Annotated in this window: 17 protein-coding genes; all 17 read right to left on the reverse strand. The window is 62.3% G+C overall.

The genetic code is table 11. The features are described from left to right. Window positions 1-88 precede the first annotated feature (88 nt). Genes ACYZT3_RS03070 through ACYZT3_RS03150 form a run of 17 tightly spaced genes read right to left on the reverse strand, consistent with a single transcriptional unit; the run spans window position 89 to window position 16,435 of the window. Entirely contained in the window at window positions 89-1,315 is a 1,227-nt protein-coding gene (locus tag ACYZT3_RS03070; protein WP_462031479.1) for a beta-ketoacyl-ACP synthase, read from the reverse strand. After that, the gene (gene fabG, locus ACYZT3_RS03075) at window positions 1,315-2,043 is read right to left on the reverse strand and encodes a 3-oxoacyl-ACP reductase FabG (protein WP_282379867.1); all 729 of its coding nucleotides are present in this window, start codon (window positions 2,041-2,043) and stop codon (window positions 1,315-1,317) included. The genes ACYZT3_RS03070 and fabG overlap by 1 nt, the downstream gene beginning before the upstream one ends. Further along, window positions 2,040-2,501, reverse strand: coding sequence for a hotdog family protein (locus ACYZT3_RS03080; RefSeq protein WP_282379865.1), 462 nt, complete (start codon window positions 2,499-2,501; stop codon window positions 2,040-2,042). Before ACYZT3_RS03080 ends, fabG begins: the two co-directional genes overlap by 4 nt. Next, the gene (locus ACYZT3_RS03085) at window positions 2,498-3,694 is read right to left on the reverse strand and encodes a beta-ketoacyl-[acyl-carrier-protein] synthase family protein (protein ID WP_462031480.1); all 1,197 of its coding nucleotides are present in this window, start codon (window positions 3,692-3,694) and stop codon (window positions 2,498-2,500) included. The genes ACYZT3_RS03080 and ACYZT3_RS03085 overlap by 4 nt, the downstream gene beginning before the upstream one ends. Beyond that, window positions 3,691-4,173, reverse strand: coding sequence for a hypothetical protein (locus ACYZT3_RS03090; RefSeq protein ID WP_282379861.1), 483 nt, complete (start codon window positions 4,171-4,173; stop codon window positions 3,691-3,693). Before ACYZT3_RS03090 ends, ACYZT3_RS03085 begins: the two co-directional genes overlap by 4 nt. Further along, on the reverse strand, window positions 4,173-4,898 hold the full coding sequence (locus ACYZT3_RS03095; RefSeq protein ID WP_282379859.1) for a class I SAM-dependent methyltransferase: 726 nt from the start codon (window positions 4,896-4,898) through the stop codon (window positions 4,173-4,175). Before ACYZT3_RS03095 ends, ACYZT3_RS03090 begins: the two co-directional genes overlap by 1 nt. Beyond that, window positions 4,895-6,142 carry an NAD(P)/FAD-dependent oxidoreductase gene (locus tag ACYZT3_RS03100; RefSeq protein ID WP_462031481.1) on the reverse strand — a complete coding sequence of 416 codons (1,248 nt, stop codon included), beginning with the start codon at window positions 6,140-6,142 and terminating at the stop codon, window positions 4,895-4,897. The genes ACYZT3_RS03095 and ACYZT3_RS03100 overlap by 4 nt, the downstream gene beginning before the upstream one ends. After that, window positions 6,129-7,289, reverse strand: coding sequence for a cation:proton antiporter (locus tag ACYZT3_RS03105; protein WP_282379855.1), 1,161 nt, complete (start codon window positions 7,287-7,289; stop codon window positions 6,129-6,131). The genes ACYZT3_RS03100 and ACYZT3_RS03105 overlap by 14 nt, the downstream gene beginning before the upstream one ends. Next, the gene (locus ACYZT3_RS03110) at window positions 7,286-9,625 is read right to left on the reverse strand and encodes an MMPL family transporter (RefSeq protein WP_282379853.1); all 2,340 of its coding nucleotides are present in this window, start codon (window positions 9,623-9,625) and stop codon (window positions 7,286-7,288) included. The genes ACYZT3_RS03105 and ACYZT3_RS03110 overlap by 4 nt, the downstream gene beginning before the upstream one ends. Next, window positions 9,609-10,349 carry an outer membrane lipoprotein carrier protein LolA gene (locus tag ACYZT3_RS03115; RefSeq protein WP_462031482.1) on the reverse strand — a complete coding sequence of 247 codons (741 nt, stop codon included), beginning with the start codon at window positions 10,347-10,349 and terminating at the stop codon, window positions 9,609-9,611. The genes ACYZT3_RS03110 and ACYZT3_RS03115 overlap by 17 nt, the downstream gene beginning before the upstream one ends. Beyond that, window positions 10,346-10,771 (reverse strand): acyl-CoA thioesterase, encoded by a 426-nt coding sequence (locus tag ACYZT3_RS03120; protein ID WP_282379849.1) that lies wholly within the window; start codon window positions 10,769-10,771, stop codon window positions 10,346-10,348. Before ACYZT3_RS03120 ends, ACYZT3_RS03115 begins: the two co-directional genes overlap by 4 nt. After that, window positions 10,764-12,308 carry an HAL/PAL/TAL family ammonia-lyase gene (locus ACYZT3_RS03125; protein WP_129439122.1) on the reverse strand — a complete coding sequence of 515 codons (1,545 nt, stop codon included), beginning with the start codon at window positions 12,306-12,308 and terminating at the stop codon, window positions 10,764-10,766. Before ACYZT3_RS03125 ends, ACYZT3_RS03120 begins: the two co-directional genes overlap by 8 nt. After that, window positions 12,289-13,236 carry an LpxL/LpxP family acyltransferase gene (locus ACYZT3_RS03130; protein ID WP_282379844.1) on the reverse strand — a complete coding sequence of 316 codons (948 nt, stop codon included), beginning with the start codon at window positions 13,234-13,236 and terminating at the stop codon, window positions 12,289-12,291. The genes ACYZT3_RS03125 and ACYZT3_RS03130 overlap by 20 nt, the downstream gene beginning before the upstream one ends. Then, window positions 13,233-13,967: a glycosyltransferase family 2 protein gene (locus ACYZT3_RS03135; RefSeq protein ID WP_462031483.1), complete on the reverse strand. Its 735-nt coding sequence runs from the start codon at window positions 13,965-13,967 to the stop codon at window positions 13,233-13,235. Before ACYZT3_RS03135 ends, ACYZT3_RS03130 begins: the two co-directional genes overlap by 4 nt. Beyond that, entirely contained in the window at window positions 13,960-15,642 is a 1,683-nt protein-coding gene (locus tag ACYZT3_RS03140) for an AMP-binding protein (RefSeq protein ID WP_462031484.1), read from the reverse strand. Before ACYZT3_RS03140 ends, ACYZT3_RS03135 begins: the two co-directional genes overlap by 8 nt. Further along, window positions 15,639-16,184 (reverse strand): COG4648 family protein, encoded by a 546-nt coding sequence (locus ACYZT3_RS03145; protein ID WP_462031485.1) that lies wholly within the window; start codon window positions 16,182-16,184, stop codon window positions 15,639-15,641. The genes ACYZT3_RS03140 and ACYZT3_RS03145 overlap by 4 nt, the downstream gene beginning before the upstream one ends. Further along, window positions 16,181-16,435, reverse strand: coding sequence for an acyl carrier protein (locus ACYZT3_RS03150; protein ID WP_017336166.1), 255 nt, complete (start codon window positions 16,433-16,435; stop codon window positions 16,181-16,183). Before ACYZT3_RS03150 ends, ACYZT3_RS03145 begins: the two co-directional genes overlap by 4 nt. Between the last annotated feature and the right edge of the window lie 5 nt (window positions 16,436-16,440).

Here is a 16,440-nt window from a genome sequence, read left to right on the forward strand (position 1 = left end):
GCACCTTCACCAGATCCCCTTCAACGCAACCCGGCCATAATCGTCCCGGCGTGGCATTCATAGGTCTTGGGGTCTTTGAAGTTTTAAGTTACGACCAGCGCCGAAAAATCAGCGACGTATTAACCCCGCCAAACGCAAAATTATTGTTCATCACGTACTGGTTGCTCATCTTTCGGAACTCGCCGCGCAGGTAATCGAGCTTGCCGCAGTGCGGATCGACCTCGTCAAGGTTGAGGGTGTGGACGTACAGGTCGCGGTTCAGCATTTCGATGCTGAACCAGGATTCCAGCGCGCCGCAGGCTCCGAGGGTGTGACCGAGGAAACTCTTCTGCGAGCTGATCGGCATGTGTTCGCCGAACAACGCGCTCGTTGCCAGTGTTTCGGCAATGTCGCCCTGTTCAGTGGCCGTGCCGTGACCATTCACGTAGCCAATGTCAGAAGGCTGTAACCCGGCGTCTTCCAGCGCCAGTTCCATGGCCCGGCGCATGGTGACCTGCTCCGGCCGGGTGGCGTGCTGGCCGTCGGCGTTGCTGCCGAAACCGACGAGTTCGGCGTGGATGTGCGCACCGCGAGCCAAGGCGTGTTCGAGTTCTTCAAGCACCAGCATGCCGCCGCCTTCACCGATCACCAGGCCATCGCGGGCGCTGTCGTAGGGGCGTGGGGACGTCTGCGGTGCATCGTTTTTCAGGCTGGTGGCGTAGAGCGCGTCGAAGACCATGGCTTCGGTCGGGCACAGTTCTTCGGCGCCGCCGGCGAGCATCAGCGGCAAGCGGCCGAACTTGATCGATTCGTAGGCGTAACCGATGCCCTGACTGCCGCTGGTGCAAGCGCTGGAGGTCGGGATCAGCCGACCGGTGAGGCCGAAGAAGATGCTGATATTCGCCGCCGTGGTGTGCGGCATCATGCGCACATAGGAGTTGGCGTTCAGGCCCTCGGCCACCGAGTTGAGCAGCATGTTGCCGAACGCCTTGATCTCGTCGGTGCTGCCGGTGGATGAGCCGCAGGAAACGCCCATGCGCCCATCCTTGATCGACTCGTCACCCAACAGCCCGGCATCAGCCAATGCCCGTTCCGCCGCACCGACCGCCAGGCGCGAGACCCGGCCCATGCTGCGCAATTGCTTGCGGGTCCAGTGGCTCGGCACTTTGAAGTCATCGATCGGCCCCGCCAGGCGCGTGTTGAGTTCGGTGAAGCGATCCCACTCGTCCATCCGGCGGATGCCGCTGCGATTGGCCGCGAAGTTGCTGGCGATGGTGTCCCAATCGCTGCCCAGTGAGGTGATGCCGGCCATGCCGGTGACGACGACGCGCTTCATCAGCACAGGCCTCCGTTGACGGCCAGAACCTGCCGGGTGATGTACGACGCTTCCGCCGACATCAGGAAATTCACAGCGCTGGCCACCTCTTCAGGTGTGCCCATGCGTTGTGCGGGAATCATTTTCATCAGTTCTTCCACCGGCACGTTTTCATCGAGCATCGCGGTGTCGATCAAGCCGGGTGCGACACAGTTAACGGTTATTTTGCGCTTGCCCAATTCGATCGCCAACGCCTTTGCCGCACCGATCAAGCCGGCCTTGGAGGCGCTGTAGTTGACCTGCCCACGGTTGCCGATCAACCCGGAAACGGAGGTGATGCAAACAATCCGTCCGGCCGCGCGGCGACGAATCATCGGCATCATGACCGGGTGCAGCACGTTGTAGAAACCGTCGAGATTAGTGCGCATCACTACATCCCAATCATCCTCGCTCAGGGCTGGAAAAGCACCGTCGCGCGTCAGGCCGGCGTTAAGCACCACGCCGTAATAGGCGCCGTGGGCTTCCACGTCGGCGTCGAGAGTGGCTTTGCAGCTGGCGCGGTCGGATACGTCGAATTGCAGGATGCGCGCTTTACGCCCCAAGGCTTCGATCTCGGTCTTCACGATTTCAGCGTCCGCAAGGCCAGTGCGGCAGTGCAGCACGATGTCATGCCCGGCCTGGGCCAGGCGCAAAGCGATAGCGCGGCCGATGCCACGGCTGGAACCGGTGACCAGTACGGATTCAGTCATGACTGGGTTCCTTGAGATTCATGAAGGTATTGAGCGGCCTGAGGCGGACGGAACACGTTCAGACGAGCGGTGGCGTGAATGCCGGGGGCGGTGATGTGGCATTCGAACACGCCCATGCCGTTGTCGTCTTCCAGCGAGCGTATTCCGTGGATGGTCAGCTCGGTGCCGGCGGGGAAGTGCTCAACGTTGCATTCGAATTTACGGGTGCCGAGCAGAAACCCCAGCTCCACCGCATCGCCACGCTGGCGCGCATGGCAACCGGCGTAGGCCGCGACGCTCTGGGCCATTAACTCGATGCCGACCCAGGCCGGCAGGCTACCGTCCGGGCGGTTGAACAGGCCATCGGGTTTGACCGTGAGGCGGGTGTGAATCTGCTCGTCATCGAACGCCAGGATCTGATCGATGAGGATCATGTCGCCAGCGTGCGGCAGCAGTTCGGCGATCGGCCAGTCAATCATGGGGCGTCTCCGATAATCAGGCTGACGTTGTTGCCACCGAAGGCAAAGGAGTTGCTCATCAGATAGCGAGGTGCAATGGACGCCAGGCGATCGGCCGGGGTCACCCAATTCAGGGCGGGCAGTTCGGGGTCCGGTTGGCCGTCCCAGACGTGGAGCGGCAGGGCGTGCTCGCGGTTGCCTGCACTCAGGCTCAACCAGCAGAACGCCGCTTCCAGAGCGCCGGCCGCGCCGAGGGTGTGGCCGGTCATGGGTTTGGTCGACGAACACGGCACACCCGCCGGGAACAACGTCGCCACTGCCAGGCTTTCCATGGCGTCGTTGTGTTGGGTGGCGGTGCCGTGCAGGTTCAGGTAATCGATCTGCTGCGGTTGCAGGTCTGCTCGACTCAAGGCTTTGCGCATTGCTTGCAGGGCGCCACGGCCGCTGGGTTCCGGTGCGGAAATGTGATGCGCATCGGAGCTGGCGCCACTGCCGAGCAGGGCAATCGGCTGGCTCTCGCCAACACTGTTGCTCATCAAAAACAGCACCGCCGCTTCGCCAATGTTGATGCCGTTACGGTTCACCGAAAACGGGTTGCAACGTTGCCCGGACACCGCTTCCAGCGCCGAGAACCCATTGAGGGTCAGCTTGCACAGGCTGTCGACACCGCCGCACAGCACCGCGTCGCACAAGCCCAGGTTCAGCAGCCGCTGAGCACTCATCAGCGCTCGGGCGCTGGAGGTGCAGGCCGTGGAAATCACATAGGCCGGGCCACTCAGTTGCAGCCAGTCGGCGAGGAAGTTCGCCGGAGCGCCGAGTTCCTGTTGCTGATAGTCGTAATCGGCCGGAAACTGATGCTCGCGGATGTAATGGGCCAGGCCGCGACTGGCTTCGTCGATGCCCGAAGTGCTGGTGCCCAGAACGATACCGATGCGGCTGCGACCGTAAGTCTGGATCGCCTGGTCGATGTCTTCGCGAATTTGCAGCGCGGCTTCCAGCAGCAATTGATTATTACGGCTGCTTTGCTGCGCAAGCTCAGCCGGGATCGGTGCCAGTTCGCCTTGGACTGCGGCCACGGGCAGCGACCGTTCCGCCACCCAGCCGGCCTCATTGCGCATGCCCGAGCAGTCACCGGCAAACAGGTTGCGGGCGACTTCGTGCTTGTCACGGCCCAGGGCGCAGATCACCCCGAGGGCGTTCAGGTAGGCCGTCATGGCGCGTCCCCACTGAGCGGCGTGACGCGATATTTCGGGCCTTTGGGCAGGTTCAATTCAAAACTCATGGGTTGTGAGTAACGGACGTCCCAGTGCGCTGGCAAGGACCGTTGCGAGCCATGCTGCCAAGCGGCGGGATAGTTGCCCGACAGTTCATCTTTGGGGGTCAGCGCAAACAGCAGCGCGGCGAACAGCTCTCGCGCTTCTGGATTGGGTGGCAGCAGGCCGTCAGCCTGCCACTCGCCATCGACCAGTTTCTGGCGTGCCTGTGGAATGCCCAGCAAGTCCATCATCGACCAGCGAATGCCTAAGCCTTCACGCTGGATCACCAGCACCCAGTCCTGCCGTTGGTCAGCCACCAGGCGCTGGATGTGCAATTGCAGCGGCAACGACAGGTTCGGGGTTTGCTCAGGCAGCGGCACCCGGCTGGCACAAGCGCTCAGCAACAGGACGCAACCCAGGAGCAGAAAACGGATCATCAGGCACACCTTTCAAGGGGTTTGCGCGCGACCACATTGACCAGGGTTTCTTCCCGTTGGCCAATGGGTTTTGGCTGGCGCAGACCAAAGCGTTCAAGCAGGCCGAAATCCTTGGCGCGGCTCCACCACAAGTACGGATAAGACACGTTTTTCGGGCCGAATTCGAAACCCTGCTGGCGAATCATTTCCAGATACCCGGCGGCGCTCTTCTGCACGTGCATCGGGTGGCGGAACAACCAGCGGATCACCCAGGTATCAATGTAAGCCTCGGTGGATTCGGCGAACAGCAGATAGCCACCGGGCTTGAGCACGCGGTAGAACTCGGCCAGTGCCTGTTCCTGCTGCACCAGATGATGGAAGGTCTGGTGACAGAACAGCAGATCGACGCTGGCGTCCGGGACGTTGATGCTCGCGCAATCGCTGCCGATCAACTCCACCTCCACGCCCTGACGGACGGCTTCTTCGCCGGCCAGGTTCAGGCTGTGAGGGTCGGCGTCCAGACCGATCAGGCGCTGGGGCGCAAAGGTCTGGCGCACGTACTGGAACGACTTGCCCTGACCGCAACCGGCATCGAGCAGCACCGGGTTGCTCGGCGGTGTTTCGCTGAACAGGCCGCGCAAATCGTTGATTGCCACTCGCAGGACATGATGCTGCCAGGTGTGGCTGCGCAGGAACCACAAACCGAAACGGGTTTCTTCGACGTAGGTGTCGCTCAAGTAGCTCATGTGGCATCCCTTGCGCAGAGCTCCGAGAGCATTCGCAGTCGACGCTTGGGTTCGGCGACGAACGGATTACGCTCGTCCCAGGCATACCCGGCCAGAATCGAACTGATCATGCGGCGAATATCCGCAGAGCCGCCCACGTGATAGATCACGTCCTGGAACGTCCCGGCGTACCAGCCTTCGACGTAGCAACGGAACGTGTCGACGCCGCGCTTGAGCGGGAGGGCGAACTCAGTCTGCCAATCGACACGTTCGCCTTGCAGCTGGCGATGTAGAACCCCGGCGGCCATGCTCGCCGAGCGCATGGCGATGGTCACGCCGGAGGAGAACACTGGGTCAAGAAATTCCGCCGCGTTGCCGAGCAGTGCAAAGCCTGGCCCATGGAGGGTTTTGACGTTGGCCGAGTAGCCGCCGATGGTTCGCGCAGGCGTATCCCACACGGCGTTGTTCAGCACACCGGCGAGGCTCGGGGTTTCAGCGATAAACCCGCGCAGGCACTCGTCCAGGTTTTCCATGCGGCCTTCGAAGTGTTCGGCTGCCGCGACCACGCCCACCGAGCAACGACCGTTGCTGAACGGGATGGTCCAGAACCAGATATCGCGGTGGATCGGATGGGTGGTGATGAGGATCTTTTCCCGCTCGAAGGTCGGGTTATCGATGTGGTCTTCGACGTGGGTGAACACAGCCTGGCGCACCGGGAAATTCGACGGTGCTTCAAGGTCGAGCAAGCGCGGCAGCACGCGGCCGTAGCCGCTGGCATCCAGCACGAAATCGGCTTCAACGCGGTACTGGCTACCGTCTTCGCGAAGCACATCGAGCTGTGGTTTCGGCAGGGTGAAATCGACGCTGACGATGGCTTCGCCGTAGCGAACGTCCACGCCTTGCAGCGCGGCCTGATCGGCCAGCAGTTTGTCGAAATCGGCACGTTGGACCTGGAAGGTGGTCGGCTTGCCGTTGCTGAAGGTGTCGCCAAAATCAAAGGCGCTGTATTGCTCGCCCCAGGCGAATGCCGCACCGTTTTTCAACTGGAATCCAGCGGCGTTCACGGCCTCGAGCATGCCGGCTTCTTCGACGAAATCCAGGCAGTGGGACAGCAGGCTTTCACCGATGGAAAACCTTGGGAAATGCTGGCGTTCGATCATCAACACGTCGTGACCTTTGCGCTTGAGCAGCGCAGCGGCGATGGCGCCCGATGGACCTGCACCGATCACCACGACCTGGCGATGTTCCATTTCAACTGTTGGCACGGGGGCTCCTTGCCGGGACGGCGATGATCAAAGGGGTTCGGTGCATGCCGGCGAGTGCCGGCAGCAGTGTCGCGATCAGGCCCATCACCATCAGCGCGAAGTACAGCGCCGGGCTGATGAGGTGTTGTTGCAGCAGCAGGTTGAGAAAGACGATCTCGCTCAAGCCACGAATATTCAGCAAGACACTTTCGCGCCAGCGACTGGCGCCTTCAAACGAGGCGTCGGCCCAGCCGAGGCCCAGCCAGTTGCCCAGCAGTTTACTGGCAATCGGGAACAGCAGCAGTGCGCTTAGTTGCACCCAGCTGAGACTGGCCATGGCCGCGTGTACGTTGATTTGCACGATGCCGAACGTGAGGATCAGCGGGATCGCGATGTACGTCTGCAAGTGACTCATCCAGATCACCGGCAACGGCAGCACCAACGGCACTTTGAGCATTGCCATCCACAGCAGGTAACCGATGCCGAAAATCAGCGCGTTGAGCTTGAAGTGTTCCGCCACGACCAACAGTGCGAAGAAGCACCCGCTGTGCAGCAACGGCTGGCGCAAGCCAAGCAGGCGCAGCAGCAACGGCAAGCAGGCGCCGGCCAGTGGCAGCAGGAGGCTGCTCAGGTGCAGGCTGCCCTGGGCGATGGCGAACAGGGTCCAGCACGTGAGGTCGATGAAGATGGCGGTTTGCACCAGTCGCCGAGTGGCGGCGGGCGGGTAGTTGATGTGCCGCAGGTACAAATACAACACCGGAATCGCGGTGATGGCGAACAGCAAGCCGACCGCCAGGGAACTGATCCACGGTTGCGGTGGCAACAGCCACACCGCGGTTGCTAGCCCGCAGGCAAACGGAATGGAGAAACTCGGCAGGGCGATTTTCAGGCTCTGACGGTCGAGTCGCAGGTCGATCACGTCACTGAGAATGTGCCCCAGCAACAAGGCAAAACTCAGGCTGTAGAGGTTTTTCAGCCAGACCGGCGCGACCAGCGCGGCGCCGCTCAATTGCCACTGGGGTTCGATCCAGAAGTACATCAGCAGCGGCAGGCCGAAGGTGGCCAGCAGCAACTGGCTGACGATCGGGATCACGCCGAAGTGACGACCGACACGGGTGGCCACGGCGAACAGTGCCAGGGCCATTGCCCAAAACAAGGCGATCATCATGCGGCAGACTCCGCGACAGGGGTGGCGTGAACCTGGCGTCCGGCCCACGGCGCAAGCATGAAGCTGAAGGCCAGGCCCAGGCTAACGGACAGACCGAAGTTGCTCACCGCCGGTGTGCTGGACACCGCCAGCAGACCGAACGACAGCCAGGTGGTCAGCGCCGCCAGCAAGGTGCCCAGCAGGCTCACCGCAGCGCCGCCGACCTGTTCGCGCATGAGGATCGCGTAATCGACGCTGATGGCCGTCACCAGCAGCAGGCCGAACAGGCTGAACAGCGTCAGCGGTTGCCCCAGCCAGCCGAGACTGGCCAGGCTGCACAGCGCGGCCAGCAGCGGCAGGGCGACGATTCGCAGCGCGCCGCCGACGCCGAACGGCAGGATCAGCACCAGCACGATCAGCACACAGGAAGCGAGTTTCAACTCGGCGGCGCTGATCTGGGTGTCGGCGAACACCTTGTTCAACTCACCGAGGCGGTCCACCAGTTCTACTCCCGGCAAATCCAGCGCCTGGACTCGCAACAGGGCAGGGTTGTTCAGGCCTTGCAGACTGACCATCGCCGCTACGCCGTCATCGGTCGGCCCCAGCCACAGTGCGCGATAGGGTTCGGCCAACGGACCGACCAACGCCGAGTCGATGTCTTCGGTGGGCAGTGCCTGCAACTTCGTGAGCTCTGCTTGCAGCGCCGCGGCCGGCACGCCGACATCGAGCAGCGGCTGCCAGAACTGCGGCAACTTGTTCAGCGCTTCGCGCACTTGCCGCTGTTCGGTCGGTTGGCTGACCAGTTGATTGAGTGACAGATAACCCTGGAGTTTTTCCAGGTTGACCAACTGATCCAGGCGCTCGCTCAACGCGGTTTGGCGTTCCAGCAGTTCCTGCTGATTGGCTGCGCGCACCAGGAAGAACTGGCTGGTGGGTTGATAGCCCGTGATGCGCGCAATGGTTTGTGCTTCGTCAGTCAGTTGCTGCGGTGCTCCGACCCACTGGCGAATGTCGTTTTTGGTGTCGAGCTGCAACAGACCGCCCACACAAAAGGCAATCAGCAGCGCCAGCAACACCGGCGTACTGGCGCGTTTGAGCAACGCCTCACGGCGCCCCAGCAAATACTCGGAAACCCGCAGTGGCCATTGCGCCGGACGTAGATCTACGCCTTTGAGCAGTGCCGGCAGCAGGCACACCGCGGACAAATAAGCACCGAGCAGGCCGGCGGCCGAGAACACGGCAATTTGGGTCAGCGCCGGGAACGGGGTCCAGGCCAGTGCCAGGTAACCGATGCAACTGGTGATCAGGCTCAGCGTCAGGCCCGGCAACGTCAGGCGCAGGGCCGGCCAGCTGTGCCAGGGTTTCAGGCTCCAGCTCTTGGACAGGTAATGCAGCGGGTAATCGACCGCCACGCCGATCAGGCTCGAACCGAGCACCAGCGTCATCACGTGCATATGGCCGAACAGCGCCACGCAGGCCACCGCGCCGAAGAGCATGCCCACCAGCACCGGGACGAAGGCCAGCAACACGCGCCAGCGCCGGAAGGCCAGCAGCAACAGCAATAGAATGCCCACCGTGGCGCCACCACCGACCCAGGTCATTTCTCTCGTCGCTTGCTGTTGACCGGCTGCAGCGTAGAGCAGGCCGCTGGCAGCAATCAGCTGCACGTCGGCTTGGGCGGCCTCTTCGCGGCTGTGCTTGAGCAGATCGGCCACTTGCAGCGGCAGGTTCATGTCGAAGGCGTTGCCCGTGGTTCGCGAGCGCAGCAACACCCAACTTTTGCCGTCGGCCTCGGCGACCAGCGCACCGCTGCCGATGTCCAGTTGCACGGCGCCGTGTTGCGGCTGGCTGTTCTGGATGCGCCCGGTCAGGCCCAGCCAGTCATCCTGGCTCGGCACCAGGCTGAAACCGGTGAAGGGATCGAACAGCGCTTGCACCCGTTGCTGGATAAACGCGTCGGGATGCTCGATCAGTTGCTGCCGGTCGGCCGCCGAGAGCATCGCCAGTCGGCCTTGCAGCAATTGCGTGCGCAGCGCCGGGAGGTCGGCTTGCAGGTTCCATTGGACCTTTTCGAACAAGCCGCTGGCCTGCCATTGCTCACCCAGTTTCTGGGCCATGGCGACGGCTTGCTGGCGATCCGTATGACCCACCAACACCAGCATTTCGCGGTTCAGCGGTTCTTGCATGCGTTGTTCGGCGCGCAGTTCCAGCGCGTCGGGCGCCGTGCCCGGCACCAGCTCCATCAGGTTGGCCGACAGCGGGGCGCCGTCACGCCATTGCCAACCGGCGAGCGCGAGCACCGCCAGCAGCAGGATCAGAAACAGCCGTGGAAGCCTCCGTTCACTGGGCAAAGTCATGTTGCTCCGCATCACTCAACGGTTGGGCGCTGGTGCTGTCTTGCATGCGTAAAAGCGTGCTGTCGCCCTGGGTTTCTAGCAGCTCGATGCTGTGCACCAGTTCGCCGCCGGCAATGTTGATCTGAGTGAACACCTGCTTGAGCAGCATTGAACGCGGGGTCAGCGTCAGCTTCCAGTTCTGCGCATCGCCGCTCAGCGAAAGCTCGAAATCCCGTTGCAGCCCGCTGCTGTCACCTTGCAGTACGGCGAGGAACAAGCGGTTCTGCTCAGCGCCGGCACTCTTGCTCGGGAGCATTTGCCAACCGGTGGCGTCACGCCGGGCAATGCCTTTGTCGCTGATGCGGTAATCCTGTTGCAGCGGGGTTTTCAGCAGCCAGAGCAAGCCATGGTTTTTAGCGAGGACGAAGGTGCCCTTGCTGGTCAACGGCTGTGGCAGGGCGCGCAGGTGTTTTTCCTGGATGAAGTTGCCGTGGATCACATCGGGTTTGGCCAATTGATCGCTGAGCTGTTGCAAATCAAAAGCCTGCGCCGATGAAGTAAATCCCAGCGCTAATACCAGCGCCACCACGAACCTGTAGCAGCTGGCGAAGCCTGCGTTCGGCTGCGCAGCAGTCGCCCTGGGTTTCTTCTGATGTACCGCATGTGCAGGTTTTGCGACGGCTTCGCCGCCGAACGCAGCCTCGCCGGCTCGGCAGCTGCTACAGAGGGCTATCAGCGGGGTCATGCGAGCATCCTTTCAACAGCGTCGGTGAAGACCTTGGGTGAGGCCAACTGCATTTCGCGGCGGCTCATGTCGACGGCGACCTGCACGGAACTGGCGCGGGTCAAGCGCTCGCCGGTTTCCAGATCGCTGATCAGGTAGCTGATCTTCAGACGGTTCTCCCACTCCACCAGATTGGCGCGCACGTTCAACTTCTGGCCGAACACTGCGCCGCGCACATAACGCAATTGCAGATCGATCACCGGCCATGCGAAACCGGACTCGACCATGGCGTCGTAGTTGTGGCCGATCTTGTCCAGCAGCGCGCAGCGGGCGACTTCCAGGTATTTGACGTAATGGCCGTGCCAGACGACGTTCATGGTGTCGACGTCAAAGAACGGCACGAGGATTTCCGTATCGGTGTGAAGCACGCCCTTGCTACGCATGCAGCCTCCAGTGTTGCTCGGCAATACGCTTCAGGCACAGGCGCAATTCGCCTTCCAGCGCTCGGTCTTCGATGACCGGCGGGAAGTCTTTCGCCAGCTCTTCGTGCATGGCGGCCAGGGCTGGCGGCAATGGTCGGGCATCCTCGGCCTTGCTGCGCAGCCAGACGCCTTGGTTGGCGGCCAGCAGGGTGGCGGCGGCGACCTGTTCGGTCAGCTCCAGCACGCGGATCGCATCGCGAGCGGCGATGGTGCCCATGCTCACTTTGTCCTGGTTGTGGCACTCGGTGGAGCGCGAGAAGACGCTGGCCGGCATAGTGTTTTTCAGCGCTTCGGCGGTCCAGGCACTGGTGCCGATCTGCACGGCTTTGAAGCCGTGGTTGAGCATCGCGCGATCCGCGGTGGCGCCGGACAGGTTGCTTGGCAAACCGTGGTTGTAACGCTCGTCCACCAGCAACGCGAGTTGACGGTCGAGCAGGTCGGCGACGTTGGCCACCAGGTTCTTCAGGCTGTCCATGGCGAACGCAATGTGGCCGCCATAGAAGTGCCCGCCGTGCAGCACGCGCTCGGCTTCGGCATCGATGATCGGGTTGTCGTTGGCACTGTTGAGTTCGATCTCGATGAACGAGCGCAGCCAGTTCAGGCTGTCGGCCAGCACGCCGAGGACGTGGGGCGCGCAACGCAGGGAATAGCGGTCTTGCAGGCGATGCAGCGGCGCGGTCGGCGCGTCGATCGCCAGATCCTTGCGCAACCACGCGGCGACTTGCATTTGTCCCGGATGCGGCTTGGTGGCGAACAGGCGCTCGTCGAAGTGCTCGGGGTTGCCTTGCAGCGCGACCACGTTCAACGCGGTGATGCGGGTGGCCAATTGCAGCAGGTAATCGGCGCGGGCATAGGCCAGACAGGCGAGGCCGGTCATGACAGCGGTGCCATTCATCAAGGCCAGGGCTTCTTTCGGGCGCAGTACCAGCGGCTCCCAACCCAGTTCGCGGTGCACGTCGGCGGCTTGCCAGCGTTCACCCCGGAACATCACTTCACGCTCGCCGGACAAGGTCGCGGCGACGTAGGACAGCGGCGTCAGATCACCACTGGCGCCCACCGAACCTTCTTCCGGAATCAGCGGCAGAATGTCGTGTTCGAGGAAGGCTTGCAGGCGTTCCAACAGTTCCACGCGCACCCCGGATACGCCGTGGCACAGCGACTGCAAACGTGCCGCCAATACCGCGCGAGTGGCTTGTGCATCGAGCAGTTTGCCCAGGCCGCAGCCGTGGAACGTGTACAGATGACGGGGCAACGCCTCGACGTGATGCAGCGGCACCGCGACCACGCAGGAATCGCCGTAACCGGTGGTCACGCCATAGATCACGCCTTCCTTGTCCAGCAGGGAGTCGAGGAATCGCGCGCCCTTGGCGATACGCTCGCGGTACGCAGGGTCGCCTTGCAACTGCGTCGGCACCTGACGATTGGCCAGGGCCAGCACGTCTTCGATGCGCAAAGGGAGTTCGCCGAAGGTTACCGGCTCAAGCGTTGGCGTCGTCATCGGTCTTCCAGAAAGGGTAAAAGTTGAACCATTGTTGAGGCGCTTCAAGGCAATAGTGACCCAAGCGTTCGGCATAGCGGGAGGCCCACTGATGAATGACCTGCTCGCGGTCGCTGCGTTTCCACACCACGGCCTCGGCGAACGGTTCGAGGGTCAGTCGATAATCGCCCGTCGGTTTTTTCAGGCACAGCATCAGGTTGATCGGGCATTTCAGCAGGCCGGCCAGCAACCATGGCCCCTGAGGGAACGCGGCTTGATGGCCGAGGAAATCCACGGTCACGCTACGCCCGCCATGCAGCGGCACGCGGTCGCCGGCAATCGCCAGCCACTCGCCGCGTTCCAGGCGCTCATGGAGTTGCAGCATGATCAGCGGGTCCAGCTCGCTGACCTGGATCAGTCGCAGATTGGTCGCGCCGGCTTCGCCCAGCAAACGGTTGAATTGCTCGGCGTGCTTGGTGTGCACCAACACGTTCATCGTGACTTTTTCACCGATCTCGGCCAACGCACGGCAGACCTCGAGATTGCCCAGGTGCGCGCCCACCAGCATCTGCCCGCGGGTGCCGCGCAGTTGATTGCGCAGCAATGCCGGGTCGATGATTTCGATCTGCTCGATGCTCAGCTTGCCGTTCCACACGTCGAGTTTGTCGAGCATGGAATCGGCGAAGGCCATGAACTGGCCGAACACCCGCCAATGGGTCGGGCGCAATTCGTTGCGACCACTCCAGTCGGCGAGCCGTTGCTGGTATTGCCAGGCGCTGCGGCGAGCGCTGCGACCGAACAGGAAAAAGTACAGAACGATGCCGTACAGCAGCGGGCTTAGCAGCCGACGGCCCAGCACCTTTGCACCGAACGCCGTGAGCTTCATTAGCCAGAAACTGCCGCGCTCCTGGCGGTCAGCCCAGTGCTTTTTGTCCACGTTGCTGCTCATGCTCGCCACCGTCGCCAGAGAATCACCGGTGCCCGTAGCAACATGCCGAAGAACAGCCGGGTGTGCATGCTCGTGATCAGCACATTGTCGTGGAACAGGCGGAAATGCGAGACGCCGTCCAGCGGGTAATGGACTTTGGTTTGCAGCCATTGCATGGGGAGATTGCGCCAGGCCAGTCGCACGAGAATGTCCGAGTCGAAGTCCATGCGCTTGCCGATCTTCGCCGAATCGATCAGCGCCAGGGTCGGTGGCAACGGATAGACGCGGAAGCCGCACATGGAATCGCGAATCTGCAACGACAGGGTGTTGATCCAGACCATGACGTGAGTCAGGTAGCGGGCGTACAAGCGACCTTTCGGCACGCTGGCGTCGTATTGCGGATAGCCGCAGATCACCGCTTCGGGATGGGCGCGTGACTGTTCGATGAAGGTCTGGACGTCTTGCAGATCATGCTGACCGTCGGCGTCCACCTGCAAGGTATGGCTGAAGCCCAGGCGCGAGGCTTCGCGCATGCCGGTCATGACGGCGCCGCCCTTGCCTTGATTGGTGGCGAGACGGATCAGGAACACCTTGTCGCGCCGGGCCAGTTGATCGAGCACCTTTGCACAGGCCGGGCTGCTGGCATCGTCCACGAGAATGCACGGCAGTCGGCTTGCGAGCAGCGCATCAACCACGGTGGTGATGGCGGTTTCATGGTTGTAGACCGGGACCACGGCGCAGGGGTTATGCATCGCCTGCTGCCTCCAGCAAAATCCGCCCACTGGAGCAGGTCGCGGTCTCGTTGCGATAGGCGAAATACAACTTGCTGCGCGTCGGATCGAAGCGCAAGTGCAGCTGGATTTCATCGCCGGGGCGCACCAGTTGCTGGAATTTCAGCACTTCCATGCCGGCGAATCTTGCAGGCAGGTCCATCAATTGCTGGCCCAGCGTTAACGCCCATTCCACTTGAACCACACCGGGCAATACCGGCGCCTGGGGAAAGTGGCCGCTGAAGTAAGCGAGGTCGGGAGGTACCGCCAGTTGCAGGCTCCACTCGCCATCGACTTCGATCTGCTCCAGCACTTGCGGGGCCTTGGGACGCGGCGCCAGCAGCAGGGCTTCAACGGTGGCCTGGGGCAGTTTGCCCTGAGCGTTCAGCGGCAGATGCCGCAGCAGGCGCCAACGGCGTGGCAAGGCCAAGGCCTCGCAATGCTGGCTCAGATGCTGCCGCAGTTCTTGCGTGAGGGTGCGCCGACCCTGATTACGCAAGGCATGCAGGCCTGACTCGGTCAGCACCAGCAGCACACCCAACGAAGCGCGGTTTTCCTGAACCACGCCAAGACGCGCTTCGGCGACCCAGCCGTGGGCCATCAGGGCCTGTTCAAGCATCGGTAGCGAGATACGTTTTTCTTCCAGTTTGACGATCCGGTCCAGCCGCCCGAGCAGTTCGAATCGGCCGTCGGCAGCGATTCGCGCGGCGTCCGCAGTGTGTTCGATATGGCCGTGCGGCAAGTACGGCGAAGCAATGAGCAGAGCGCCGTCTATGTCCTGGCTCAATTCAATGTCGGCAAAGGGCTGCCAGAGATCGTTACCCTGACGCCAGGCGATGCCGCCGGTTTCCGAGCTGCCGAGGATTTCCGTCGGCCATTGCTGAAGGCGTTGTTGAAGGCTTTGCGCGGCCTCGGCCGGCAATGCACCGCCGGAGGAAAATACTCGGCGAACCGCGCTTAATGCGGGCCAGTCGAGGTTGTCGCCCATGCGCTTGAGCAGCGCCGGGCTGGCGACCCAGGCAAACGCCGGGTGTTCGCGGCTGGCGCGCTGCAGGTCTTCAGGGAATGCCAGCTGCTTGCGCACAAACGAGCGCCCGGCGCACAGCGGCCACAGCACTCGAAACAACAACCCGTAAATATGCTGAGTGGCGACGCTGCCGATGATGCAAGCCGCGCCAAGATCGGCGCCCCAGAGCCGCTCCAGCGCTTCGACTTCATTGGCCAGTTGGCGCAGGGTTTTGTCGATGCGCTTGGGCTCGCCACTGGAACCGGAGGTGCACAGGCTCAGCGAACAGCGATCCAGATCCAGTGCAGCGGCCATCAACGGCGGATGCCGGTAATCGCTCAGGTGCGCGTCATCGGCCTGATCGGTCAGCCACAGATCGACTTCGGTCGACCAGCGCTGTCGAGTCTGGGCTTGCAGGTCCGCGGGTAGCAGCACGCTGACCCCGGCACGCCAGGCACCCAGCAGGGCAATCGCCAGGTCGGCGGCATCCTCAAGGTGCACGGCAATGCGCCGCACACCCTGGGCTTGCAGGCCCGCGGCGAGGCTCAACGCCTTTACGCACAGTTGCGCGTGATTCAGCGTCGGTTCGGCCGTCACGGCACGTTCGGGTTGCGCCTTGAGCAACAGGTGCTCAAGTTTTATCCAATTCATGGGTGGCCTCGTACCCGTTGTCGTATAAGCCATTCAATGGCAAACAGCAGGCCCATCAATCCGTAGGAAATCAGACCGGTGTACAACATCCACCAACTTAGCGGCGCCAAGAGGGTCAGGGCGGCGGCGAGCAAACCGTTACAGAGGAAAAACACGCTCCAGACGATCGTCACCTGGCGCGTATAAACAATCGCCTTGGCCGGCAGTTGCGGTTCATGCATACGCGCCAGACGCTCGATCATCGGTGGGCCGTATTTCAGGCTCAGGCCAAACAGCCCGAGCATGAAAGCGCTGATCAGCACCGGGTACCAGCGCAGCAAGAGCGGGCTGTCGAACAGCGCCAGCAACAGGCAAAAAACGATCGCGGTGATCGCCATCCACAAGCTGCCAGGACGACGCGCGCCGAGCAGTGCCCGAGCCAGCCACAGACTGCCCAGCAGCAGACCGAACTGCCATGGGGCGAAATGCTCCAGGCCGAAATACACCGCGAAGGGGTACAGCAGACCCGCCAGCAGCAGGCCAAGGCCGATCAATCGACTCATGCGGCCGGCTGAACCAGACGGTAGACCGCCTCGACCACGTCGCTGACCGTGCGCACCGTTTTGAATTCTTCGGCGGCGATTTTCTTGCCGGTCTGGCGTTTGATGTGATCGATCAGGTCGACCGCGTCAATGCTGTCAATTTCCAGGTCCTGATACAGGTTGGATTCGAGGCTCACGCGCTCGGGGTCCAGCTCGAAGAGCTCGACCAGAGCATCGCGCAGAGTGTTGAAAATGTCGTCACGAGTTTGCATGGTCC

This window comes from Pseudomonas sp. MDT1-16, from assembly GCF_054898115.1.